The organism is Variovorax paradoxus (assembly GCF_030815855.1).
Classification (GTDB): Bacteria; Pseudomonadota; Gammaproteobacteria; order Burkholderiales; family Burkholderiaceae_C; genus Variovorax; species Variovorax paradoxus_M.
On record NZ_JAUSXG010000001.1, the window covers coordinates 4607342 to 4629525 of the forward strand.

A 22184-nucleotide genomic window follows, 5' to 3' on the forward strand; every position below is an offset into this window, starting at 1 on the left:
GCGGTCATTGAGGCGTCTAATCACATGAACTCAGCAGACAACTCAGAAACGCTTTGGCTTGCAGCCCTTTCAGGCAACGATCGCATCCGATTCATGGCGCTGCTTGCGCACGGTCTGACGATAGGACAGCGAGTGCTTTGCTATGACAAAAACGTCGAAGGGGTTCGGCAGCTCAACGAGGCCAATCATCAGGTCGCAGGACTTCTTGTCGATTATTTCGACGGGCGCACGGGGCCGACGTTTGAGCCATACGTGTTCAAGTTGACCGATGCGCAAGCGCGTATCCAAGGCGATCAGGCTTGGGCCTATGCAAAGAGCCACTTTGGCACCTGACGGCCAGCACCGGTCGTTCGCGGCGGATGCCAACCTAGAAGCCTTCGAGAATGCCCCCATCAACTGAAGCCCTGCAACGGCTGAGCGACTTCGTCTCTGGCAAAACCCCGGTGCCTGAGTTCGAGCAACAGCTCTACCACGATCCGGACATTGAAACGTTGCTCTCGGAGGAGAGCGCTCCTCGATTTTGCCAAACGGGGATTACGCTATTCCACTACCTGATTGGACTCGACCTCAGCGACCCAGGCGACGTGCTCAGCGCAAAGGACGTGTTGGTCTCGTTGCTTCAGAAGCACGGAGTGAAGGCGGCGCTTCCCGCGGCCGCAACCGCGGAATATGCGCTGCTGCTCGATGCCCAGCCGCGCTGGCTCGACGCGGACGTCAAGTTCATTGCCTCGTTGCTCGATGCCGCGCCGTGTCTACCTCCCAAACAGAGAAAGGCATGGCTGCGTCAGAGAATCCTGGAACTGTTCAAGTACGCCAAGCAGCCCCCGCGCTGGTTGCAGTCTCCAGCGTGGCCCATCGGAGATGCTGGCCCTTTGGTCTTCCTGGGGCAGTTTCCTGTCGCCGGCTACTTTCATGACGAGGCGGCGGTGTATGTCTTCCATGACCCGGCGAAGGGCGCCTTCACAACATTCGTTCAGCACTGCTGAGCTCGCGGCATGAGGACGACAATCACCAGGACGCCGCCTCACGGCCAGAACCGACCGGTCGCTGACGCGCCTCAATTGCTCATAAGCAGACGTTCGAAACGGTTAGTAAGGAGCGATTCAATGGCGATCACGATGTACTGTTGGCGCTGCAAGGCTGACATGCCCATGCTGACCGAGGAAGAATGGCAAACAGTCAACCCGATCAGCTACATCGAGCAGGTCAAGAGATATCGAGAAGAGACGGGATGCACACTGGCGGAGGCGCAGAAAGCTGGTCTTGGCTATCTGTCGTTGGCCGCGTATGAGCGAATCACCGGTTTCAGGGAGACGAATCCCAATGCTCTTCTCCATCACCGGATGAGTCTCTACGGCCCACCGTGCCATGAATGCGGTAAACCGCTTCGCACGCCGGCTGCAAGTTTCTGTGCCTGGTGTAATGCGGAACGGCTACGCTGACGTTCCGAACGACTGTTGCTCTTGCGCTGGGCACAGGTCGGCGAACGGGTTCGTCGCCGCGGCAGCGCGGCCGGCTACAGTCGGCCAGGAGCGGCCTCTCGCGATCACCACCAACAAGTGAAGAGCCCAGTCAATAAGGTTTAGATGAGCGCGATTCAATATGAGCGGGCATTGGCCCTGCTTGAAGCACCCGAGAAATACCCCGGTCTAGCGCCGAGAAAGGGGATCGCGCTACTGCGCGTTTGGGTGTATCCCTCGTTTAGGCCATGCGCCGCATGGTCCATCCTCGAAAGCGGTAAAAGCTTCTTCGTCCGTCGGGTCGTATGGGACCAAGTCCCGACTGTTGATTCTCAGCCAATCACTTTCGGTGCGGAATCACCCGTGGTCGAAGAGAGCTTCAGCGGCCTGTTATCCGAGCTTCGGACAATGCAACTCTCGCCTTTTGCTTTGGCTTCAACTATCGGAATCGATGGAACCTCCTACGGAGTAGAGGTTGGCGGCTTTGGAAAATCTGGGTTCATGAGTTGGTGGGGCAAGCCGCCGGTTGGGTGGGCACCGCTTGAAGCTTGGCACGCACGCGCCATCAAACAACTCGAGTCTCTGCTCCCATCCAGCACGAGTGAGCTACCTACCTCTGAGTGACCGCTTCGGAGCGCGGCGTATGACTGCAGTGGGCCCATACCGGCAGTACGCTTTGCTCCAAAGCAGACTTCCATTGCCTCTGGCTCGGCCCGGCAACCGCCTACTTTGGCTTCTCGCTGGGAACGAGTTTTGTGGCTCTATAGGCCACGACGACGTGTGCGAATGCTCAGGGCGGTCTGTTCAGCAGCCGGCTACGCAGCTCAACTCAATGGACGCGCGACGAGTTCCCGCAGTACATCGCCCAAAGGAACCGTTCCCTTGCGGACCTTGTCCGGGTTCTCGAACTCGATCCACCCTTCGTTGAAACCGTCCAGCATCTGAATGCGCGGAAAGGGGTTGCGCAAGCCTTGTGCTCTGAAAAGCGCCTCCCAATTGGCGCGCGGCACCACCTCCGTGCGTACGTCGTGGCCCAGAACGCGAGCAAACCCCAGAGCAAGCTCGTTGGGCGTCAAGCGCTCGCCTTCAAGTTCGACAATGCGCTTGCCCTGCCAGCTTTCCTGAAGCAACTCAGCGGCGAGGTGTCCGACATCCGCGGTGGCAACCATGGGCACCGGCTTGTCGAGCGGACATAGGAAGCTCGGAATGACTCCCGTCGTGCGCGCAGGCTCCACGTCCCAGGCCGCGTTTTCCATGAACCAGGCGGCGCGCAGGAAAGTCACGGGCAAGGGCAGTGTGCCCAGGCTGGTCTCCTGCAATGAGTGCTGCTGCAACAGGTTGGGCCGTGGTGACTGAGCACCAATCGTCGACAGAGAGACGAGCTTGCCGGGCAACGTGTACTCGAGCGCCTCTCGCACCGCCGCGATGACGCGGCGGGCCTCATCAAAGTCGGGTGAGGGGTCGAACACCGGCGGCAAGACGAAGAATACGCCCTCAACACCGGCGAAAGCCTTCTTGAGTGCTTCGGCATCGTCCAGCGAGGCAATGGCAACTTCGCAGCCGCGCTGCTTCCATGCGGCGCCCTTGCCGGCGTCGCGTACGACGGCGCGAATATCCTTGCCCGCTTCCATGAGCGCGCGCGCAACGGCGCCGCCGACCTGCCCTGTGATTCCCGTGATGGCAAACATCCGAACTCCTTTTTCTCAGCAGAAATTGCCTTGGTGCAAGAAGTTTGAGCTTCGACCATCCATTTCTCAATGACATGAATGTCATTTCATTCATGCTTATTAAGCATTAATGCCGCGCGCAAGCGCTACTGCAAAAGACCGGCGATGAAGTCCAGGAAGGCGCGCGTCTTCGCTGGCAGATGCTGACGCGAAGGGTGAAACGCGTACAGCGGAAACCGCTCGTCGGGCCAATCGGGGAAGACATTGACCAGTCGCCCATCGGCCAGCATCGGCTCAGCGCCCAGATCCATCACCTGGGCGAGGCCATGGCCGGCGAGACAGACGCTGTAGAGCGTACCGGCATCGTTGACCGTCAACGCTCCGTCCATGTGGAACACCAGCTTCTTGCGACGCTTGTGAAATTCCCATGGAAATGGCCGGCCGGTTGCAGAGTCCCGGAACAGGATGCAGACATGACCGCCCAGCGTCAATTCGCGTGGATCCTTAGGGTGTCCATAGCGCTTCAAGTAGTCAGGCGAGGCCACTGTCAGCATCCGTGTGTCGAGCAACTTGCGCCCGATCAGCGTCGACGGCCGCGGATGGCCGAAACGCACTGCCAAGTCGAAACCATCGGCAACAAGGTCACCCAACTCGTCGCGGGTGATCAGTTCGAGCTTCAATTGCGGGTACGCCTCGAGAAACGCGCCAAGGCGCGGCCCCAAGATCAACCGAGAAAAGTACGGGTCGATGTTGACCCGCAGAACGCCGCGAATGGTGGTCGTTCCTTGCGCTGCGGATGTCGCTGCTTCCTCGAGCCCGGCCAGCAACGGCGCCACCTGCTCATAGAAGCGTCGGCCTTCATCCGTGAGGGCGACCGACCGCGTCGTGCGTTCGAGCAGGCGAATGCCCAGCCGGCCTTCGAGACGTGCGATGGCACGGCTGACGCCCGACTGCGACATCTGCAGGATGTCGGCCGCCGCCGCAAACGTACCGCTGTCGATGATCGCCGCGAGAACGCTAGTGCCGTTAACAATTCTTTCGTCGAATCCTGCCATTAGCACCTTGCGTGACTGATGAGAATCGCTAGTCGCTGCGACTCGCGCATTGTTTCTACCCGGCGCTAGATGCACGCGAGCGGCGAATCACGCACAGTGATGTGCGGCTGGCACCGCCAGCTTCGTCATTGCGTCGAAGCTCTGCCGAAGGTCGCCAACGAACGACTCGGCCGAGGGCACTTTGACTGCAATCGCGAATATCGCCATGGCCTGATGATATTCACAAGGGCGGCGGCGCCGGAAGGCCCGGTTGCGGCCGACAGCTGAAGTCTAGCCCGCGGCTTCCAGAGCCACCAAGTCGTCAAGATGGGGCGACCAGCCGCGAACGTCTTTTCAGACAGCCTCGGCCAATTGTTGACACGCGCGGTTAGCGTGCACGCACCTTCTCAGTCGAACTTCCTCAATCGAGGGATGCGTTAGAGCGGCCCACGATGTTTGCTCTTGGCCGAGAAAAGGCCGACCGCCGCGACCTTTGGAAGCGCCGGCAGCGTCAGCGTTTAGCGGGGCACGCTGTCACGGTCGGTGTTGTTTGCCGCGCCATCAGATTCGTCAAGGGCATCAGTGAGAACTTCTCGGGCCTTGTCCTCGATCGCATCGAAGATCTCAGGCGCGACCTCATCGGCGTAGCGCTTTCGCTTTTTATTGGAGATCGTACCGTCGTTGTTCAGCGCAATCGACACCAGCGTTGCCAGCGTCGAACCACGCAGGTCGTACTGGTCGTCAATCTGTTTGCGCACCGCGTCGAAATGAACGATGAAGTTCGTCTCGTTGCGCAACTCCACCTCCAGTGCTTCGCGCGCCATGCTCAAGCCGAATTCCACACAGCGCGTGGCATCCCAGAACCGAAAGATCGTGTCGTCACACTTGAAGGTGAATTCAAAGTCGCCCTCGCCGGCCGCTCTGGCATTGACCAACGCGCGCGCCGGACGGGAGAAGTCCTGTAGGACGCTCAGATACTGTGCCTCGTGGCGCTTCATGGCTATGGAAACCGGGAGGAGCATGCCGTCGGGCAATTGACCGGACTGGCATAGGACCTTGTGAAAGAGAAAGCGGGAAAGACGTCCGTTGCCATCCATGAACGGGTGCAAGTAAACAAAACCGAACGAGGCAATGCTGGCGGCCATCAGTGGATCCAGAAGCTTCGCGGTGTCGTTAGCGAAACGTGACCACGCATCCATCAGCTCCGGCAGATCATCAGGCCGCGGAGGCACGAAGGTCACGCCCAGCGCGCCGCGGCCGCCGTCGCTCAGCCAGTTTTGCTCTGTCCGGTATTGAACCGCTTGGTTGTAAGGATTGGAGACGATCGAGGCCTGCAACTCCACCAGATATGACTCGTCAAGGGAGCGTGGCTCGTGCGCCTGACGCAGCAGGCGAATGAATGTGCGCGCCTTGTCTTCCGACGGCGCCTCTTTCTCTATCGCGTAGCTGTCTTGGGTCTCGTGCAGATAAGCCCAGGTCAACGTGCGATCAAGGAGTTCGCGGTTGAGCGAGGTGACGAATTCACGAGTGGCCCCCAGCACATCAAAGTCCAGCGCGTCCTTTATCGCCGCCGTGCGCTCCACTGTGACGCAGTAGTCCCAGGTTCCGAGGCCGTTGAAGTTGACTCGCCATCGAGAGTCGCGGTCGGTGCCGCCTGTGTAGTAACGACCCTCGTCGAACAAGTCAACATAGCCCGCGGTGACGACCGGCTGGGCCACCACTTGGTTGCCAGTGAAGTGTTCCCACGTGCTGCAGAGCATTCGCACGTATTGTCCATTCGGAGTCGCGGCAAGCGCCGCGGCAAGGTCGGCGCCTGCGAGGTGCTTGGATGCGCCTGCAAGCACCTGCAGGTTCACTCCCTCGTGCTTGAGGGCGAAAAGCAAGTGCGCTACCAGGTCGCCGTCGGCCGGCGCCATGGCGGCCGGCACGCCAAGTGCCTCCGCCGATGACATGATGCGCGTGACCGGTTTGACCAGAGCGGGTCGGCTCACTTCGAAGATGGGCAGGTCCAAGCTTGACCGCACGTATTCGTACCCCACGTAGGCCATGCTTTTCCTAAGTGTTACAAGATTTCGTGCATTTTAGGACTTGGATCCCAGAATTTTGTCATTTCCCTGGCGCTTGGCGCGGCGCGTCCACTCATCACGGATGTGGACGGACCACTTCGCGCTATAGAAGTCCGCGTCGGCCAAGCTGAGCAGCACGTCGCGCAGCAACGCCGGATACAGGACGTTGGCATCGAGCACCGCTGTGTACCGGGCGCTTCCCGCCACTCACAGCTCCTCGCCCATCTCCTGGGAGAGGTCATTCAATTGTTTGAGGGCGCCGGCCGACCGCTGCTTCTGCTCGTCCTTGTAGCGCATGAGTTCTTCGAACTCGATGCGGCGGTGCCGGTTGATCAGCCGGCACTTCAGCCGGCCAGCCTCGATCTCCTTGATCACGAAGGGGCGCGACACATTCAGAAGCGCCGCAGCTTGCTGCGTCGTGAGTTCCAGCTTCTGCGGGACAAGCATCATCGGCTCGCGCTTGGCCATCTGGCGCAGCACGTCGGCAAAGAAGTGCAACGCACGCGGAGGCAGGAGCAGCACCGGGGCTTCACCCCTGCTGTCCCCCTCCACTTCGATGGTCACCTTGACGGCTTTTGCGTTGGAGTGATCCAGGGCCGCAACCAGGCACGCCGTCGCCGCGCCGGCCATTTCCGCTTCCATTTCGCTGGCTGGGTCGAGTATCTGGTTCATGCTGGTCCTTTCATAGCTGGCGTTACGCCGACGCCTCAAGCGAAATATACGCACTAAACGCAATATTCGCAATTGACAGGCGTGGGAAGGAAGATGGCGCTCTTGTCAGCTGGTGCCCTCAATCAACCGCCGGATCCTGCGGCCACCGGCCTCGTGGCCATGCCCCCGAGAGAGCGCACTAAGGCAGGCGATTTCCAGCGCTGGACAACGCTGCCGACCTTCCAGCCGTATTTGTGGCAGGTGGCAGAAACGTTGTCCTCCATCAGCGTCACCAAGCCTCAGTGCTGGCAGGCGTACTGGTTCAGGCCGGTGCGTTGAGCGCGCTGCTGCCGCATTCGCCGCACTTGAGCGTCTGGAGATCGATGGTCATGGCGCGCTTTCGATGTTGTTCTTCTTGTGCTCTGGGGCCGCCAGCCACGCGGCAAGCCCGTCGCGGCGCATGCACTCGGCCAGCGCGAGCTGCAGTTGCGCGCCTTCGTGCAGGTCTTGTTCGGTGGTTTCGTAGTGCATCTGGTAGAGCGCCTGGCCCTCTGTTTCGCCCATGCCATGCAGCGCGGCAATACGGCCGGCCAGGTCGGACGTCTCTTGCGGCTTGAGGCGCGTGAAGGCCTGCCGCAGATCGGGCAGATGCGCCACGAAAGCCTCGGCGTCCCAGCCCTGGACCAGGCCGTCGAGGCCTTCGAGCAGCGCGGGCAGGCGCAGCAGCAGTTCAGGCGCCGCGGCCATCACCCCGCTGAGAAAACGTACCGCCTCGCGCGGCTCTGCGCCCGCGCCGAAGCGCTGGCGCACCACGGTGTCGAGCGCGTTCTCGTCCCAGTGCCCGTCAAGGTACAGCAGGGCCGAAGCGGCGCCCGCCACGGCGGGTGCGGCCGATGCACCGGTCGCGAATCGTTCGAGTTGCGCACGCAGCAGATCGAGGTCGATGGCGCCGTCGCCGGCTTCCCCCAGTTCGGCTTGCAGCGAGGCCAGCAGGCGCCCAAGTTCGCGCAGTGAAAGCAGTTGCTTCACCGCGCCTGCCTCGCCCTCTTCGGGGCACCCGCCCACATCGGGCAGCAGGAACAGCGCCGCGGGCCACACCCGCTCCAGCAGGCTGCGCAGCTGTGGATCCTGCTGCACGCCCAGCGGCTCCCGCGCACGCCAGAGCGTGACGAGCCGGTGCCCGCACTCGACCACCGAGCCGAGCGAGGCATCTTCGTCGAGGTGCGTGGACAGCATCGAGAGCAGCTGGGGAAGGCGCGACTGCAGCCCGACCAGGCAGGCGCGCAGCAACAGCGCCACGGCCGCGCTCGCGCTGCGTCCCCGGCCCTGGTCGGACAGCGCGGCTTCTTCCTTCCGCAGCTTGGCCATGCAGACGGCCTCCACGCTTGCGCCATCGGCCGCCAGTTCAATCAGTCGCGCCTCCACCAGCGGCGACCAGGCGGCGCGCCATTCTTCGAACAGCAAATGCAAACGGCTGTTGCCGAGAAAATCCGGGCCCGCGAGCCAGGTGCCGAGCCCCGTGTCGAGGTACGCCATGGCATGGAAGAAGCGGCTGCGCTCGCGGTGCGAAGGCTTGCGATAAAGATCCAGCCGCGCTATGCGCGCGGTGCTGTCGTCCAGCCGCACGCCGGCCAGGCGGGCGAGCCTGCGCGCGTCCTCGATCAGCGGCGGCGAGCCTGCCGAAGGCGGCACGTCGCCGATGCGCGTGCCGCTCAGAAAGGCGCGCAGGTCGGCGGTAAAGCCGCGCGTGCCTTCGTCGATGGCGCCCTTGATGAAGCAGGAGCGGATCGCATCGAGCAGGTCCTGCCGGCCGGGACCGGCATTGCCGCGCAGCGCCGCAAGCCGCATGGCCTGCGCGGCGGCGGCCTGCACGAGCGCGGTGGACACCGCATCGGCATGGTCCTGCGCGCGGGTCTGGCGCGCAAAGCGGGTCAGGCTGTCGAGCGCCACTGCGGTGAAGGGGTCGGCATCGCCGGCCTCGAGGCGCTCCCACACCTGCTGGTAGTAGCCGGGGGATGGCATGCCCGAGGCATAGCCGTTGAGCGCGTCGAGCCGCTCGAAGCTGTAGCGGATCAACCATGCGTTGTCTGGAGCGTCCTTGCCGGCGGGCGCCTTCGAGGGCTTGGCCTTCTGCCACTGGTTGACCAGTTCGAGCGTGTGGAAGCCGCCGGTGACGACCACGATCGGCCCCTCGACCTCGTTGCGCCAGCGCCGGATGTGTGCCGCCATGTGGCGCTCCCGCGGCAGGCTCAGCTCGGCCTCGAGCACCTCGGGCTCGTAGTCGAGCCGCGCCATCGCGCACCAGCTGAACACGTCCGAGAAGAAGGCGCGCCAGTGGCCGAGAGCGGCCGACGTGCGCAGTTCGAACAGCCGGTCCCACAGCTCCTGGTGATCGACGCAGCCGAGCTGGGCGGCCATGGCGTTCAGGTAGCGGCTGTGCGCGAAATGGCGCTCTTCCATCAGGCTGCGCGCTGCGTCGCGTGCATCGCCTTCGTCGCCCTCACCCTGGTCGCCTTCCTCGCCTTCGTCGCGATGCCAGGCCTTGTCGCTCCAGGGAAGATCGATCAGCCCCAGGCGCGCGCCGAGCGCCGCGCCTTCGCGCACCGCAATCCACTCAGGGCTGTAGTCGCAGAACGGAAAGAACGACGTGCGCGATTCCGTGCGCGTCTTCTCCTCCGAGTCGGGGTCGTCGACCGGAACCTGCCGGGTGCTCTGGCACAGCCATGCAACGGGAGCGGTGGTTTGCGCATGCTGCAGCAGCGGCAGCAGCGCGTTCAGGTCGTCCGGTCCTTCGACCAGCACGGCCGCCGGTTTGATCTCGCGCAGCAGCGCCCTCAAGGCGAATGCGCAGGCCGGGCTGTGGTGCCTCACGGGCACGAAGAACACGCCCTCGCCATCCTCGCCGAACAGCCGGCCGCGCGCGGCCTCCAGCGCCGCAGGCAGAACGCTGCCGGCTTCCGCAGCTACTGCCACAGCGCGCGCGCCGCGTCGTGAAAGGTCTTCCACTGCGCGTCGCGCTTGCCGCGTTCGCGCACCACCGTGTCGAAGTAATGGCGCACGCGCTTCACATCGTCGGTGCTGTCCTTCAGAACCACGCCTTGCAGCTGGCCCGCGATCTCGCGCACGGTGAGCTGGCCGCCGTTGAAATGGCGCGCCTGCAGGGCCGCCGCATAAGCCACGTTCACGGCCTCGGCGGTGGACATCACGGCATCGAGGCCCTTGATGGCGGTGCCGTCCTGCGTCTGGCCCGCGCGCAGCTCCTGGAAGGTGGTGACCAGCAGCGCCACCACGTCGCGCGGCACATCGACCGGCGATTCACCGCCGCTGTCGAGCTCGCGCTTCAGCTGCGCCATCACCAGTTCGACCTCGAACGAATGGTCACGGATAGGCTTGACCGTTTCGAAGTTGAAGCGGCGCTTGAGCGCGGACGACATCTCGTGCACGCCGCGGTCGCGCAGGTTGGCCGTGGCAATGATGTTGAAGCCGCGCTGTGCATAGAGCCGGGCATCGTCGCCCAGCTCCGGAATCATGAGCTGCTTGTCGCTCATGAGCGAAATCAGCACGTCCTGGATCTCGGGCGGGCAGCGCGTGATTTCCTCGAAGCGCACCAGCTTTCCCGCACGCATGGCCTGGTAGAGCGGAGAAGGCACCAGCGCGCGCTGGCTCGGCCCTTCGGCCAGCAGCAGCGCGTAGTTCCAGCTGTACTTGATGTGGTCTTCGGTGGTGCCGGCCGTGCCCTGCACCGTAAGCCCCGAATCACCGCTGATGGCAGCCGCGAGCAGCTCCGAAAGCAGCGACTTCGCAGTGCCCGGCTCGCCCACGAGCATCAGGCCCTGGTGGCCCATGAGCGTCACGATGGCGCGGTCGACCAGCGGATCGTCACCGTAGAACTTGCGGCTCACCTGCAGCTTCTCGTCGCCGAGGATGAAGCGCCGCACCGCGCGCGGCGAGAGCTTCCATCCGGTGGGCCGCGCATCGGTGTCGGCCGCATGCAGCCGCGCGAGCTCGTCCGCATAGCGCGCCTCGGGGGCAAGGCGCACGGCCTGGGTCGCGGGAGAAGAAGACGGTGATGTGCCGGTGCTCATGATGATGTTGCTGCTGGTTTTTCTGTGTGTAGGCGCGGCGGGCTTACCACGGCATCTTCTTTTCCCAGCCCGCGTCGAACCCGGCGCAGGCCTGGGCAATGGCCAGGTAGTCGGCATAGGCCTCTGCCAGGAGCACTGGCGGCACGCTCGACAGCGGCAGCGCCCGGTCGCTGTAGCCGCGGGTCTTCATGTCCTCGAAGCCCAGCGTCTTGAGCGCCGCGGGCACGTTCTCTTCCGGCAAGGTGTTGCCCGAGAACTCGATGGCCACGCGCACGCCGGCCGACGAAAACTCCTTGGTGTACTGATAGAAGAAGCCGCCGTCCTCGGCTTGCGCGCGCTGGTAGCCGAGCTTGGCAAAGCTGCCGCGCAGCGTGAAGGTGTCGCTGACCCAGCCCAGCCGGTCGTTGATTTCGCTCACCGGCTGGCCCTTGTCGTCGGTAAACGCAACCGCGGGCGGCTTGCGCGTCATCTGCGCGAAGAGGGGCGCCACCTTGTAGTCTTTGAAGTGCTCGTTCCACGCGGCGGCTGTGCCTTCGTCGACCAGCGAGGCGTGGCCCAGGCGCAGCTGGCTGTCGGCCGCAAGCTCGACCTCGTCGTCCTGCGTGTCGATCAGGCTGCCGTCCTCGGTGGGGCGGAAGCTGCCGCGCACCGCGCCTTCCGCGTCCAGTTCGAGCCACACGAGCCGCTGTATCAGCCGCCCGGCAATCGGGTGCCGGTGCAGGTATTCGCGCCACTCGGCCTGCGGCCAGACACGGCCGGTGCACATGGCTTCGAACAGGCGCGCGGTCTGCAGGTCGATGACCTGTTTGAGTTCTTTCTTGCTGGTCGAGAACTGGGCCTTCGCGTCCTTGATGAGCGCCGGGTCGTCGTTCTGGCGCGGCTCGGGCAGGGTCTTGACGATCTTGCCCTCGGGATTGCGCAGCTCGGGCTTCATCGCGGCGTCGAGCACCACGGTGAAGATGCGGTCGCCATAGGCAAGTTCGAGCTTGCCGGTATCGTCCAGGCCCGCGGTGGGAATGGTGCGGTCGGCGAGCTGGTCCTGCGTCCAGCCGTTGCGGTCGGCAATCTGCTGCACCAGGGCGCGCGCCTTCTCCTGGACCGAGGCGGTGCGGTAGCGGCGCGAAATGCCCAGCAGCAGCTGGATCACGACCGGGTCGTTGCCCGGTGCCACACCTTCGAGCATGGCTTCGATCTGCGAGCGGCGCTGGTAATGGTCGCGCATGTACTGCTGCAGCAGCGTGACGACCTCGTGCCCCGGCGTGTGGGCCGTCAGGGCCAGAATGCCTTTTTCGCCGATCGCGCTGCCGAGGTATTCGCTCATCTTCTCGCGCTTGCACTCCTCGAAGACCTGCTCCTGCGTCTTCTGGAAGTCGGCTTCGTAGTACTGCTTGTGCTCGGCCTTCGCGTTCTGGTAGCGCTGCTGGTTGCCCTGGTAGCGCTGCGGTGCATGGGCGTTGGCATGCGCAATGCCTTCGTCGAGCGTGGGGTGGCGCGTGTCCTGCGCGATGAACTGGCGCAGCACCAGGCTGCCGACGGCCTGGCGGCTGGCTGCGTCGAGCAGGCCGAGGTAGCGCGTGAGCAGCGCGTTGCCGCCCGGCTCCTTGAGCTTGCAGGCGAGCACCACCCACCAGCGCACGATCTCGGGTTCTACCGGGCTGCCGTCCAGCCATTTGCAGGCGGGCAGCGCGTCGAGAGAGAACCACGCAAGGCCCGCCGGGGGCCTGGCCTTCAGGCCCTTCTTTGCTTCTGCCAGAAGGATGGCCGGCGCAAGGCGCGCGGAAATGTCGTCGCCCAGCGCCTCGAGCGCGGTGAGATAGGCCGCGCGCACGGTCTCGCGGGTTTCCTTCTCGAGCGCCTTGGTAATGGCGGGCACGGCATCGGCGTACTTGAGCTCGGCCAGCCAGTTGGCGGCCTCGATGCGCACCTCGCTCTTGGTGGAGCCGAGCGACTCGACCACGCGCCGGCCGATGTCGGGCAGCATCGACAGCGCCTTCTGAGCGGCTGCGCGATGCGTCTTGCCTTCGCCGAGCGCCAGCTCCATCACGCGCGGCAGCCAGCGCGCCTGCACGGTCGGGAAGACGGCCAGGGTGCGCAGCGTGGCGTTCAGGTCGAGCTGGGTCTGGCGGCCTTCGCGCTTTGGCGGCGCAATGAGGCCCAGGCCTTCGTCGATGTACTCGGGGTGCTCCGCGAAGAAGGGCCACACGCGGTCGGCCGGCAACACCTCGACCGCTGTGGCCCGGTTCCAATACTGGTAGAGCGCGGTGTGCGCCACATCGTCGATCGGCATGCCGGAGCGCTTGAGCAACTCGGCCAGCGCGCGCAGGTCGACCGATCCCACGGGCTGGCGGCCGAGCCACTTGTGAAAGCCGTCGTCGAACCAGAAGCTGGTCCAGTGGCGCGACACGGCCAGCCAGCGGATCAGGTGCGGCATGCCGAACCCGGGCATCGACTGCAGGCGATTGCCGAAACCCACCACTTGTTGCAGCTGGCCGTTCTTGACGCGGTTCCGGTCGTTCTTGCCGCCCTGCCCGTTGAGCACGCGCACGGCCACGCGCATGTCCTCGTCGGTGAGCTTCTTGTGGGCGGCGTAGTTGTCCTGGCGCCACTTGTACCTGTAGGTCTGCTTGGAGGCCTTGTTCTCCTCGATCTCGGCCTCGGCCGCAATGCGGTTCTTCTCGAGCAGCTCGATGCGGTTGGCAATCAGCAGTTGCACCGCGTCTTCGCCGAGCGGAATGTCCTCGAAGGGCTGCCAGGCCGGCGGCTCGGGCAATTCGAGCTCGCCCGCGTCGCCCGCGGCATCGAGCCGCGACAGGGCCGAGCGGATGGCCTGCTGCACGGCCTTGCTGGCCTCGGTGCCGGCCGCTGCGCCGAGCAGCGCACGCGCGGCGTCGCCCGGCAGGCGCGCAAGCAGTTCGGCGGCCTGCGTGCGCTGGGTGGTGTCGCCGTCTTTCAGCAGCTGCCCCAGAAGTTCGAGCCGCTGCGCCTCGGCAATGCCCTCGAGGTGGGGCGTCGCCTCGGTGCGCACCGTCTTGCTGCCGTCGATGGCCAGGCGCAGGAACAGCGGCGCAAAGTCGTTCAAGAGCGCCTTGTCCTTGCCGATGCGCCTGGCCAGCAGAACGCGGCCCGCGGCCGACAGCTTTGCGGGCAACGCCTCGGCGGCATCGCGCTGGCTGCGCATGCAGTCGGCCACGGCAGGAGCATCGACCAGGCCGTCGAGCCGGTCGTGGTACCAGCTGTCCAGGCCCTTGCGCTCGAAGACCTCTTGCAGGGCGATGTGCGGATCGAGCCCCTCGTGCGCGAGCAAGGCTGCAATGAGATGAACGTTCCACGCGGGCCGGTGCTTGGCAAGATCGCGCTCGGCAGCGTTGCTGGAGCTGCTCTTGTTGAAGCTCGCGAACACCGCGTCGTTGACGAGGTACTGGAGCCAGTCGGGCACGGGGGCGCCGGGATGCTCGAGCGACTGTCCGCCGTCGGCTGCAGCAAGCAGCTTGCCCAGTCGCACCAGCACGTCGAGCGGAGGAGCACTGGCATCCACGCTGGCGTAGAAGCGGCCGCGCTGTTCGAGGCTCTGGTTGCCGATCTTCTCCATCGCCTTGTTCTGGTGGTTGCTGAAACCCCAACGCAGGCGGCCGGGGGCTCCGAGCAGTTGCCCTGGCTCGAAGGACCTGGCAGCCTGCAGGTCGAGCAGCACGGTTTCCTGCGTGCCGTCGACCAGGAACGCGGCGCCCTTCTGGGGCAGCTCCTTGCCTGCTTTTTCGAGCGGCTCGAAGGCTTGCTTCAACAACTGCGCCTGCTCGCGCGTCAAGCCGTTGGCCGCTGCGGTGCCGGCGCTGCCCGTGACGGCGCCCAAGATCTTGTCCAGAAATCCCATGCGTTCTCCTCGTTCTCCTGCGCGCTCATTTTGGCAGGTGGGCGTTACGCTTTGGCCAATTCGCGGCCTGCAGAACAACCGCAACCAAAGGTTCTAAGCCGACTGCGCTTTCGTTTGCTCCGGCAAGCCGTCGAGCTCGCCAAGCAGCTGGCACAGAAAGCCCAGCTTCAGCAACGGTACCGCGGCCGGCGCAGCGAGGTGCGCACGCAGCGCACTCGACAGCACCTCCAGGCCGACAGAGCCTGCGCGGTCGAGTGCATCGTGCAGGCGCTGCCGCTGCGCCGCGGTCAGTGCCATGCGCCCGGTGGCGGCCTGCGTCTCGGCCACCTCGGTCACGGGCGCGAGCAGGCGCGCCGCCAGCGTGGGCGCACCCACGGGCGCCGCCTGCCGCTGCTGCTGCCGTGCCTCGAGCATGCGCAGGATGCGGTTCGCGAGCGACGTGGTGCGCGTGGCCTCGTCGGCAAAGTCGAGCGACACCGCTTGCAGCGCCTTCTTCGCATTGCTGCTCAGCACGGCGATGGGCATGAGTTCGGTGCTCGCGGCGGAGCGCTCGATGCGCACCAGCACTGCATGCACCGGCGCGCGGCGCGCAGCAAGGCGGTCGAGGTTGCCGACGCGCTGCCGGTGCTCCGGGCCAACGGGAATGCCAAGCCGCAGCCATTGGCCCGCGTCGTCCTGCACCAGCCAGTCGAGGCGCTGCTGTGCTTCGTCGAGCACCGGCGGGCGCGTGTCCGAAGGCCGCAGCAGCACCGCATCGAAAGGCTCGGCCACAAGGCCGGTGGCGCCGCGCAGGCGCTCGCCGAGTTCGGACCAGTTGCCGCAGCCGATCGACTTCAGGCGCGGGTCGTCGGCCGCCCACGCAGGCAGGGGCTGGGCACGGGTGGCGCCGCCGAGCGCCAGCCGGCCGTCTTCGGCAAGGCGGGGTTGTTCGAGGCGCAGGGTGGCTTCGCACACGCTCTGCGCGGCGCCCGTGCCGGACCACAGCGCGCTGGCGGACCATGCGCCGCTGCGCGTGAAGGCGGTGTCGCTTCCGTCGGGCCGTGCGAGCGAGGCCTGCAGCACGCGCGCACCCGCCAGGTCCCAGAACGCCACGGTGAGCCCGCGCGCGCCGCCGCGCGTCTGCCACCAGTGCGCACCGAGCGGCAGCAGGTCGAGGGCAGCCGATTCGTCGAAGTCGCGCTTGAGCCGGCCGCGCAGTGCCACGGCGAGTTCGCCCTCGGCCCGCGCGAGCGCAGCGCACAGCGCATGGGTGCGCGCCATGAGCGCAAAGGCGTCGCGCTCCTCGGCGCGGTGGTCGCGCCGCACCAGCAGGTCGACCGTGCCGCCAAGGTTGCGCAGCAAGGCGGCCAGGCGCGGCAAGCCCTCGCCGCGCGCGGACATGTTGAGTGCCAGGAGGCGCGCCGACGTCAACTCGCTCACGTGCGAGAGGCCGCCTGTCAGCAGCTCTTCCAGCATCGACTCCACCTGCAGCAGGAACGCGCGCTCTCGTTCGCCGAGGCGCGCGGTGTCTTCGACCGGCGCAGGCCGCGCGCTCTCGGGCCATGCGAAGGGCTGCGCGTGCGCGGTGCGCAGCGCGGCAATTGCGATCAGGTGCACTGCCTTGCGCTCAGCGGCAGGCACCTCGGACACCATGCCCGCATAGCCCGCGCCCGCCACCCAGCGGCACGAGGCGCCGAGCTCGGGCAAGTCCATGACGAGCGCGCCGCCCTGCACCCGCCAGTCGACGACGCTGCTGGCGGCGGCCGCTGCGCGGCGCACGGCAGCCACGCCCGCGGCCTTGAAAAGCGCCGCGGCATCGAGCGCGAGGATTTCCGCGAGCGGGTCGGCAGCGGGCGGTGCCTTTCTTTCTTCCTGCTCGCCTGAAGATGCGCCGGCGGCACTCGCCGACACGGCCGGCTCCAACGCGCGCAGCCACAGCGCCGCGCCGAGTATGTGCTTGCAGATGCCCGGCGCCGGGCAGTCGCAGCGCGCCTGCTGCGGGCCGCGCGCATCGAGCTGCACGCGCTGGCCATCGGCCGCCACCACGCCGCCCTCCGCGCCCTGCTCCGCCCATGCGACCTTGCCCGCCTCCACGTCCTTTGCGGCGCGCCGAAGCAGGCCGGGGTTGGCGAGCGTGGCCAGGGTGTCGTCGTCGTAGGCGCGGTAGCCGTCGTACCAGGCCATCAGTTCATCACTTCCGCGAGCCACTGCGCGAAATGCGTGGGCGTGAGGGCGGCCACATGCATGCCCTTGTCTGCGAGGCGCTGCGCCATTTGCCGGTCGTACACGGGGTTGGCCGATTCGTCGAGCGCGGCCAGCCCGAGCAGCTTGACGCGCGCCTGTGCCATGCGTTGCACCGCAGCCAGGAGCGGCCCGGGCGCGGCGCCTTCCATGAAGTCGCTGATGAGCGCGAACACGGTGCGCTGCGGGTTGCCCACCAGCGACTCGCAATACGCCACCGCGCGGCCGATATCTGTGCCGCCGCCGAGCTGCACCGTGAGCAGCACCTCGACCGGATCGTGCACGAGGTGCGTGAGATCGACCACGCTGGTGTCGAACACCACCAGCTTCACGCGCACTGCGGGCAGCGAGCTCATGATGCCGGCAATGACGGCGCTGTAGATCACCGAATCCATCATCGAGCCGCTCTGGTCGACGCAAAGCACCACGTCCCAGGGCAGGTTGCGCTTCACGCGCGCATTGAAGCGCGGATGCTCGATGACGAGTTGCTTGCGCTCCACGTCGTAGTGCTTCAGATTGGCCGCGATGGTGGCGCGCGCATCGAAGTTCTGCGCGCTCTTGATGTGCGAGCGCCGCATGCGGTTGCGCCGGCCGACGAGCGCGTTGACAAAGTCGTTCTTGAGCTTGCGCGTGATCTCGTCGACGGTTTTCTGGATCACCTCGCGCACCGCGTCGCGCATCTGGCCCGACAGCCGCCCGCGCATGCCCAGCAGCGCCTTGGCGAGGCCTGGCGTGGCGTCGAGCGAGCGCAGCACTGCCGGGTCGGAGAGCAGGTCGGTCAGCTGGTAGCGATCGATCGCCTGCGTCTGCATGCGCTCGAACACCTCTTGTGGAAAGAGACTGCGCGAACGGTTGAGCCAGTCGACCGCGCGCAACTGGCTCGGGTCGAGCGAACCCGGCCCGCCATTGGGCTTGGCCAGGCCGCGGCCTTCGTATTCACGGCCGTAGAGATATTCGAGGGCCTGGTCGAGCCTCCAGTCGCCCGCCGAGAACTGCGTTTGCGACAGGGGTTGCGCCGCATAGCGGCCGAGGATCAGGCGCCAGCGGCGCAGGGTTTCTTCGGACGACATGCGCAATGCGTTCGCAAGGACGGGTGGAAGGAACTGTCGGGGGGAGGAGCGCCGGCAGCTTATCAGACGGCAGCGCATGTCATGCTCACGCCTTCCTCGGCTCTTCTTCATGACCAGGCCTCGCCCGTCCGTTGCACTGATCGCACATCTGTCCGGGCAAGTGGCGGGCTACGCATTCACCTCGCCCGACGGCCGATATCAGGCCGCGGAAGTCGGCGGCGACACAGAGTGATCGTCGATTTGCGGGAGCGACGGCAGCAACGGGCATGTACGACCGCGTTGCTGCCGTTGAAACAATGCAGGCAACGCAAGCGACAAAAGCGCCGAGCGTGCCGCCGTCACCAACAGCGTCGGGCCAGGAAATCGCCACCCTGAAAGCTGCCATTGAAGCTTGTGTGCAGGTCGGCCGAGCCGTACCCCCACAATATTCAGATGGCTCGATGACCAAAGGCTTCGATGCCCACAACAACCCCATTTCTGGCCGCGTGCAAAACAACGTGCGCTATCAAGGCGAGATGCCTGCTCGTTACGCGTTCAACAAGTGCATGGTGGGCAAGGGCATGTCCCTCAGGCGTCGATCCACAGCGCGGGTCACGCCTCCAACTCCTTTTGGGGCGCAGGCTCTGCCAGGTCATCAGGGGCCGGACACGGACTCGTGAACGCTACATACGCCGGGTCGATCTTCGCGGGTGCCGAGAAGATCGGAGAACGCTGGTTCTATCAGGTGTGGAAATGCGAGATGGCGGTCCTCCGCGAGAGTGAGCAAAAAGGGCAACGCGGAGATCATTCCGCGCGGTACGTTCTCTGGACGTTGCGCTGAGCCAGCAGCCTGCTTCCAGCAACCACTACGTCACAGGTAACGCGCGGTTGCATTTCCATCAATGCGTTTGTATCCTCCGCTGCCCCGTTCAAACGCGCGATGCGTTTGAGGGCGACGGCGCTGCTTTCATTCGCCGCCAAACCTCTAGTTCAAAAGTTCCAATGAACCACACTCAGCGCCGTAGTTCGTCTCGAGTAAAGCACGTCATCTTGCTTTGCCTGGTCGCCGTGCTCACCGCCTGCGGCGGCGGCGGTGGTGGTGGAGGTGGCTTCTTGCCGATCATTCCCGTGACGCCCGTCGCGCCGCCTGAGACGCCGCCCGCCACGCCGCCCGAAACGCCGCCCGAAACGCCGCCTGAGGCCCCGCCGCAAGCTTACACAGTCGGGGGATCCGTCACCGGATTGATCGGAAGCGGACTTGTCCTTCAGAACAATGGCACCGATGACTTGCCCGTTGCAGCCGACGGCACCTTCATCTTTTCGACACAGCTCGCCACGGGCGCGAACTACGCTGTCACGGTGAAGAGCCAATCGAAGATCCTCACGCGCGTATGCACCGTAACCGATGGCACTGGGACGATTGCGAATGCCGCTGTCACCAACGTGGCCGTGAAGTGCACTTCTCCCCCTGCTCGCTTTGCCTACGTTGCTTCCACCGCTACCAACGAGCTCACTGGTTACATCATCGATCCCTCTTCGGGAGCATTGAGTGCCATGTCCGCGCCGCCTGTGGCAACAGGGAACACGCCAATCTTCACGGTTCTGCACCCTTCGGGTCGATTCGCCTACGTGTTGAACGTGAGCGGCGACAGCATCTCCAGCTTCACGATCGACGGCACGTCTGGCGCCCTCGGCCCGATGACCGTTCCTGTGACCTCAACTCCCCCGTTTCCAGTCGCCATGGCGGTGGAACCAACAGGTCGCTTCGCCTATGTGATCACAACAACGGGCATCTCTAGCTATACCATTGATCAAACGACAGGTGCCTTGAGCGCCACCGGAACGCCTGTAGCGCTGGCATCGCCGCTCGGTCCACAACTGATGACGGCTGACCCGACGGGGCGCTTTGTGTACGCGATCAGTGCCGGCACCAACGAGGTATTGTCCTTTGCCATCAATCAGACTACTGGCGATCTGACTGCAAACGGAACGCCGGCCACAGCAGCAAGCAGCGCGCTGGGTATTGCCGTGGATCCCACCGGCAGATTTGCCTATGTGCCAGACCCTTCCAGCAGCACCATCGCAATGTTCTCCATCGATGCCACGAGCGGTGCGCTGACCCCGCTGGCCATCCCAGGGATCAACACACCGAATCCGGTCGGCCTCCTCACGGTGGCTCCATCGGGACGGTTTGCCTATGCTGCGGATTACGTCGGCGGACAGGTGTTGATCTATGCAATCGATGCCACGTCGGGAGCACTCAGTTCGGCCCCTGTATCGAGCGTAGCCGCGGGGATCAACCCCCAATACATCGCCCTGGACCCATCTGGCCGATTCGCCTATGTTCAGAACGCCTCAGGCGCAACCGTCCTTGGCTTCAATATCGATGCCGATTCCGGCGCATTGAGCCCGATGGCTGTCCCGCCGTTTGCGCTGCCCTTCGGGGCCTCGCTCTTCGTGCTCTCAAGGTAGGTAACCCTGTTGCTCAATGCGGCGAAGCTCGGAAGGGCGACGCGGCCGGCTGAATCCGCACTAGCTATTTGGGCATCCGAGCAAGTTCTACAGCATGGTCGTCCAGCGCGGATCTCTGCTTGTTGAGATGGTCGAGACGGCGGATGCGCATCGATGGGGCAGCGCGACCATGCGCTTCCGCTACACCGCGGAGATCCACGACCTTCAGCTCACTGGCGAAGACACTCGCTCCGAGGACTACGAGACGGGCGAACAGGAGCGCTGCAGCACCAACCGCCTGACCGGTCAGTACATCTCAACGACGCGCATCAAAGGCAAGACCAAGACATCGACGCGGCAACTCACGCCGCCCGCTCGGCCGGCTTTGAACGGCTGGGCTTGCAACGGTTGATACGCGCGTCTATAGCCGGAGACTCCTGACGGCCGATTGTGTTGAAAAACTCGGTCGGGCAAGTCTTGGGCACGTTTTCGGGGTACTTCACCCCTTGCCTTGAGTGAGATCGTCGATCCTAGGCCGTTCTGTGAGGTCGATTTTTCAATGGTCTCAGACTGTCTAGCAACCTTCGAGTTTTTCAACACAATCGGCCAGGACCGGTCGTTCGGCGCGGGCACTCTTTCATCGAAATGTTCATTCGCTTTGTAATCCACAGCAACGACATCGACTCCGGACGAAGGCAGGGGTTGTTTCAGGCCCTTGGAGAACTCGAGACACAAGGATTGCTCCTGGAGCACGAAGTTGAGCGCTATTACGAACTTCGTGACTGGTTCCGAAAAAATCTTCGCAAGCCCGTGAGCTTCACTCGCTCATCCAAACCGCACGCGAAGAAGGTGGCGCTCAGTTGGTTCAAGGACACTGCAACACAGCACATCGGCATGATGCGTGGTCTGGTTAGGGTGCTGGAAGCGCACGATGTGATGGTTGAAATCCTGCGTAGCGACCGACCTGGCTATGTTGTCTACGAGGACGAATTTCAAGTCGCGGCTGAACCATTCAACGAGACACTTACCTAGCCTCGTTCGGAGCAGTCCGGACCGAGTCACTGCCATTGGAGGTCATGTTGAGATTCATCATCCTTTCGGCGCTGGTCTTGATATGCCAGGTCGCCACGGCGGAAACCGTCCAAGTCAAATATCACGGTATCGTTTCACTTGACGCCTTCGCGTGCGAGGACGTTAAAGAGAGCGGTGACGTTTCGCGCATTTGCTACGACAAGGCAGAGCGGTACATGGTAATTCGGCTCAAGACGGCCTACTATCACTACTGCGAAATCGACGCCGCGACTGTGCAGGGCCTCCAAAGGGCCAGTTCGAAGCGGCAGTTCTTCGAAGTCCGCATTCGCGGAAGTGGCGGGGACGGACCGTTTGACTGCAGGACACGCCCTATCCCGAAGAAGTATCGGCAGTAAATTTTTTGCGTCGGCAATCCGCAGAACCGTCATTCGCGTCCACCTAGGCTCCGTGGACTCTCTGCTGCTCCGGCCCTCTTCGCCAGTGTGAATGCGAAATAATTCCCGGCGCTGCAACTTTCGTGTACTTACGGTGGCGGTACAAGAGCTTACATAATCCCCGCAAAAGCCTGCCCTCAATCCGAGCGGCCAGCCTCTTCAGG

At 64.4% G+C, this 22184-nt stretch carries 18 protein-coding genes; 8 read left to right on the forward strand and 10 right to left on the reverse strand.

From position 1 onward, the window contains the following. The first annotated feature begins 24 nt into the window (after window positions 1-24). From QFZ42_RS22040 to QFZ42_RS22050, 3 genes are all read left to right on the forward strand, one after another. Window positions 25-333 (forward strand): hypothetical protein, encoded by a 309-nt coding sequence (locus QFZ42_RS22040; protein WP_307703013.1) that lies wholly within the window; start codon window positions 25-27, stop codon window positions 331-333. 50 nt (window positions 334-383) lie between these two features. Next, a complete protein-coding gene (locus QFZ42_RS22045; protein WP_307703014.1) occupies window positions 384-986 on the forward strand; it encodes a hypothetical protein in 603 nt (200 codons plus the stop codon). A gap of 120 nt (window positions 987-1106) precedes the next feature. Further along, window positions 1107-1442 (forward strand): hypothetical protein, encoded by a 336-nt coding sequence (locus QFZ42_RS22050; protein WP_307703015.1) that lies wholly within the window; start codon window positions 1107-1109, stop codon window positions 1440-1442. A gap of 842 nt (window positions 1443-2284) precedes the next feature. Here the strand turns inward: QFZ42_RS22050 and QFZ42_RS22055 are convergent. From QFZ42_RS22055 to QFZ42_RS22100, 10 genes are all read right to left on the reverse strand, one after another. Continuing rightward, window positions 2285-3148 (reverse strand): NmrA family NAD(P)-binding protein, encoded by an 864-nt coding sequence (locus QFZ42_RS22055; RefSeq protein WP_307703016.1) that lies wholly within the window; start codon window positions 3146-3148, stop codon window positions 2285-2287. 125 nt (window positions 3149-3273) lie between these two features. Further along, window positions 3274-4182 (reverse strand): LysR family transcriptional regulator, encoded by a 909-nt coding sequence (locus tag QFZ42_RS22060; RefSeq protein ID WP_307703017.1) that lies wholly within the window; start codon window positions 4180-4182, stop codon window positions 3274-3276. 497 nt (window positions 4183-4679) lie between these two features. Next, window positions 4680-6173 carry a Fic family protein gene (locus QFZ42_RS22065; protein ID WP_307703018.1) on the reverse strand — a complete coding sequence of 498 codons (1494 nt, stop codon included), beginning with the start codon at window positions 6171-6173 and terminating at the stop codon, window positions 4680-4682. Window positions 6174-6242: 69 nt separating this feature from the next. After that, window positions 6243-6407 carry a hypothetical protein gene (locus QFZ42_RS22070; RefSeq protein ID WP_307703019.1) on the reverse strand — a complete coding sequence of 55 codons (165 nt, stop codon included), beginning with the start codon at window positions 6405-6407 and terminating at the stop codon, window positions 6243-6245. A gap of 27 nt (window positions 6408-6434) precedes the next feature. Then, window positions 6435-6899, reverse strand: a complete 465-nt coding sequence (locus QFZ42_RS22075) for a helix-turn-helix domain-containing protein (protein ID WP_307703020.1) — start codon at window positions 6897-6899, stop codon at window positions 6435-6437. Between the two features lie 366 nt (window positions 6900-7265). After that, window positions 7266-9851 carry a DUF5682 family protein gene (locus QFZ42_RS22080; protein ID WP_307703021.1) on the reverse strand — a complete coding sequence of 862 codons (2586 nt, stop codon included), beginning with the start codon at window positions 9849-9851 and terminating at the stop codon, window positions 7266-7268. Next, entirely contained in the window at window positions 9842-10963 is a 1122-nt protein-coding gene (locus tag QFZ42_RS22085) for an ATP-binding protein (RefSeq protein ID WP_307703022.1), read from the reverse strand. The genes QFZ42_RS22080 and QFZ42_RS22085 overlap by 10 nt, the downstream gene beginning before the upstream one ends. A gap of 43 nt (window positions 10964-11006) precedes the next feature. Beyond that, the gene (locus QFZ42_RS22090) at window positions 11007-14834 is read right to left on the reverse strand and encodes a DUF4132 domain-containing protein (RefSeq protein ID WP_307703023.1); all 3828 of its coding nucleotides are present in this window, start codon (window positions 14832-14834) and stop codon (window positions 11007-11009) included. Window positions 14835-14927: 93 nt separating this feature from the next. Further along, the gene (locus QFZ42_RS22095; RefSeq protein WP_307703024.1) at window positions 14928-16997 is read right to left on the reverse strand and encodes an SWIM zinc finger family protein; all 2070 of its coding nucleotides are present in this window, start codon (window positions 16995-16997) and stop codon (window positions 14928-14930) included. After that, window positions 16997-18124, reverse strand: a complete 1128-nt coding sequence (locus QFZ42_RS22100; RefSeq protein WP_307703025.1) for a VWA domain-containing protein — start codon at window positions 18122-18124, stop codon at window positions 16997-16999. The genes QFZ42_RS22095 and QFZ42_RS22100 overlap by 1 nt, the downstream gene beginning before the upstream one ends. A 266-nt stretch (window positions 18125-18390) precedes the next feature. On the opposite strand from QFZ42_RS22100, the gene QFZ42_RS22105 reads away from it, so the two are divergent. The 5 genes from QFZ42_RS22105 to QFZ42_RS22125 all read left to right on the forward strand — a co-directional run bounded on the left by QFZ42_RS22105 (window position 18391) and on the right by QFZ42_RS22125 (window position 21981). Beyond that, entirely contained in the window at window positions 18391-18783 is a 393-nt protein-coding gene (locus tag QFZ42_RS22105; protein ID WP_307703026.1) for a hypothetical protein, read from the forward strand. A gap of 322 nt (window positions 18784-19105) precedes the next feature. After that, window positions 19106-20575, forward strand: coding sequence for a lactonase family protein (locus QFZ42_RS22110; protein ID WP_307703027.1), 1470 nt, complete (start codon window positions 19106-19108; stop codon window positions 20573-20575). A gap of 94 nt (window positions 20576-20669) precedes the next feature. Further along, complete coding sequence (locus QFZ42_RS22115; protein WP_307703028.1) at window positions 20670-20966, forward strand: hypothetical protein; 297 nt, start codon at window positions 20670-20672, stop codon at window positions 20964-20966. 233 nt (window positions 20967-21199) lie between these two features. After that, the gene (locus QFZ42_RS22120; protein ID WP_307703029.1) at window positions 21200-21586 is read left to right on the forward strand and encodes a hypothetical protein; all 387 of its coding nucleotides are present in this window, start codon (window positions 21200-21202) and stop codon (window positions 21584-21586) included. Window positions 21587-21630: 44 nt separating this feature from the next. Further along, on the forward strand, window positions 21631-21981 hold the full coding sequence (locus tag QFZ42_RS22125; protein ID WP_307703030.1) for a KTSC domain-containing protein: 351 nt from the start codon (window positions 21631-21633) through the stop codon (window positions 21979-21981). The last annotated feature ends 203 nt before the right edge of the window (window positions 21982-22184 follow it).

Bases quoted from the DNA above. Each gene is read 5' to 3' on its own strand.
- QFZ42_RS22040 (WP_307703013.1), top strand. From the start codon at position 25: ATGAACTCAGCAGACAACTCAGAAACGCTTTGGCTTGCAGCCCTTTCA.
- QFZ42_RS22045 (WP_307703014.1), top strand. From the start codon at position 384: ATGCCCCCATCAACTGAAGCCCTGCAACGGCTGAGCGACTTCGTCTCT.
- QFZ42_RS22050 (WP_307703015.1), top strand. From the start codon at position 1,107: ATGGCGATCACGATGTACTGTTGGCGCTGCAAGGCTGACATGCCCATG.
- QFZ42_RS22055 (WP_307703016.1), bottom strand. From the start codon at position 3,148: ATGTTTGCCATCACGGGAATCACAGGGCAGGTCGGCGGCGCCGTTGCG.
- QFZ42_RS22060 (WP_307703017.1), bottom strand. From the start codon at position 4,182: ATGGCAGGATTCGACGAAAGAATTGTTAACGGCACTAGCGTTCTCGCG.
- QFZ42_RS22075 (WP_307703020.1), bottom strand. From the start codon at position 6,899: ATGAACCAGATACTCGACCCAGCCAGCGAAATGGAAGCGGAAATGGCC.
- QFZ42_RS22085 (WP_307703022.1), bottom strand. From the start codon at position 10,963: ATGAGCACCGGCACATCACCGTCTTCTTCTCCCGCGACCCAGGCCGTG.
- QFZ42_RS22090 (WP_307703023.1), bottom strand. From the start codon at position 14,834: ATGGGATTTCTGGACAAGATCTTGGGCGCCGTCACGGGCAGCGCCGGC.
- QFZ42_RS22095 (WP_307703024.1), bottom strand. From the start codon at position 16,997: ATGGCCTGGTACGACGGCTACCGCGCCTACGACGACGACACCCTGGCC.
- QFZ42_RS22100 (WP_307703025.1), bottom strand. From the start codon at position 18,124: ATGTCGTCCGAAGAAACCCTGCGCCGCTGGCGCCTGATCCTCGGCCGC.
- QFZ42_RS22105 (WP_307703026.1), top strand. From the start codon at position 18,391: ATGTACGACCGCGTTGCTGCCGTTGAAACAATGCAGGCAACGCAAGCG.
- QFZ42_RS22110 (WP_307703027.1), top strand. From the start codon at position 19,106: ATGAACCACACTCAGCGCCGTAGTTCGTCTCGAGTAAAGCACGTCATC.
- QFZ42_RS22115 (WP_307703028.1), top strand. From the start codon at position 20,670: ATGGTCGTCCAGCGCGGATCTCTGCTTGTTGAGATGGTCGAGACGGCG.
- QFZ42_RS22120 (WP_307703029.1), top strand. From the start codon at position 21,200: ATGTTCATTCGCTTTGTAATCCACAGCAACGACATCGACTCCGGACGA.
- QFZ42_RS22125 (WP_307703030.1), top strand. From the start codon at position 21,631: ATGTTGAGATTCATCATCCTTTCGGCGCTGGTCTTGATATGCCAGGTC.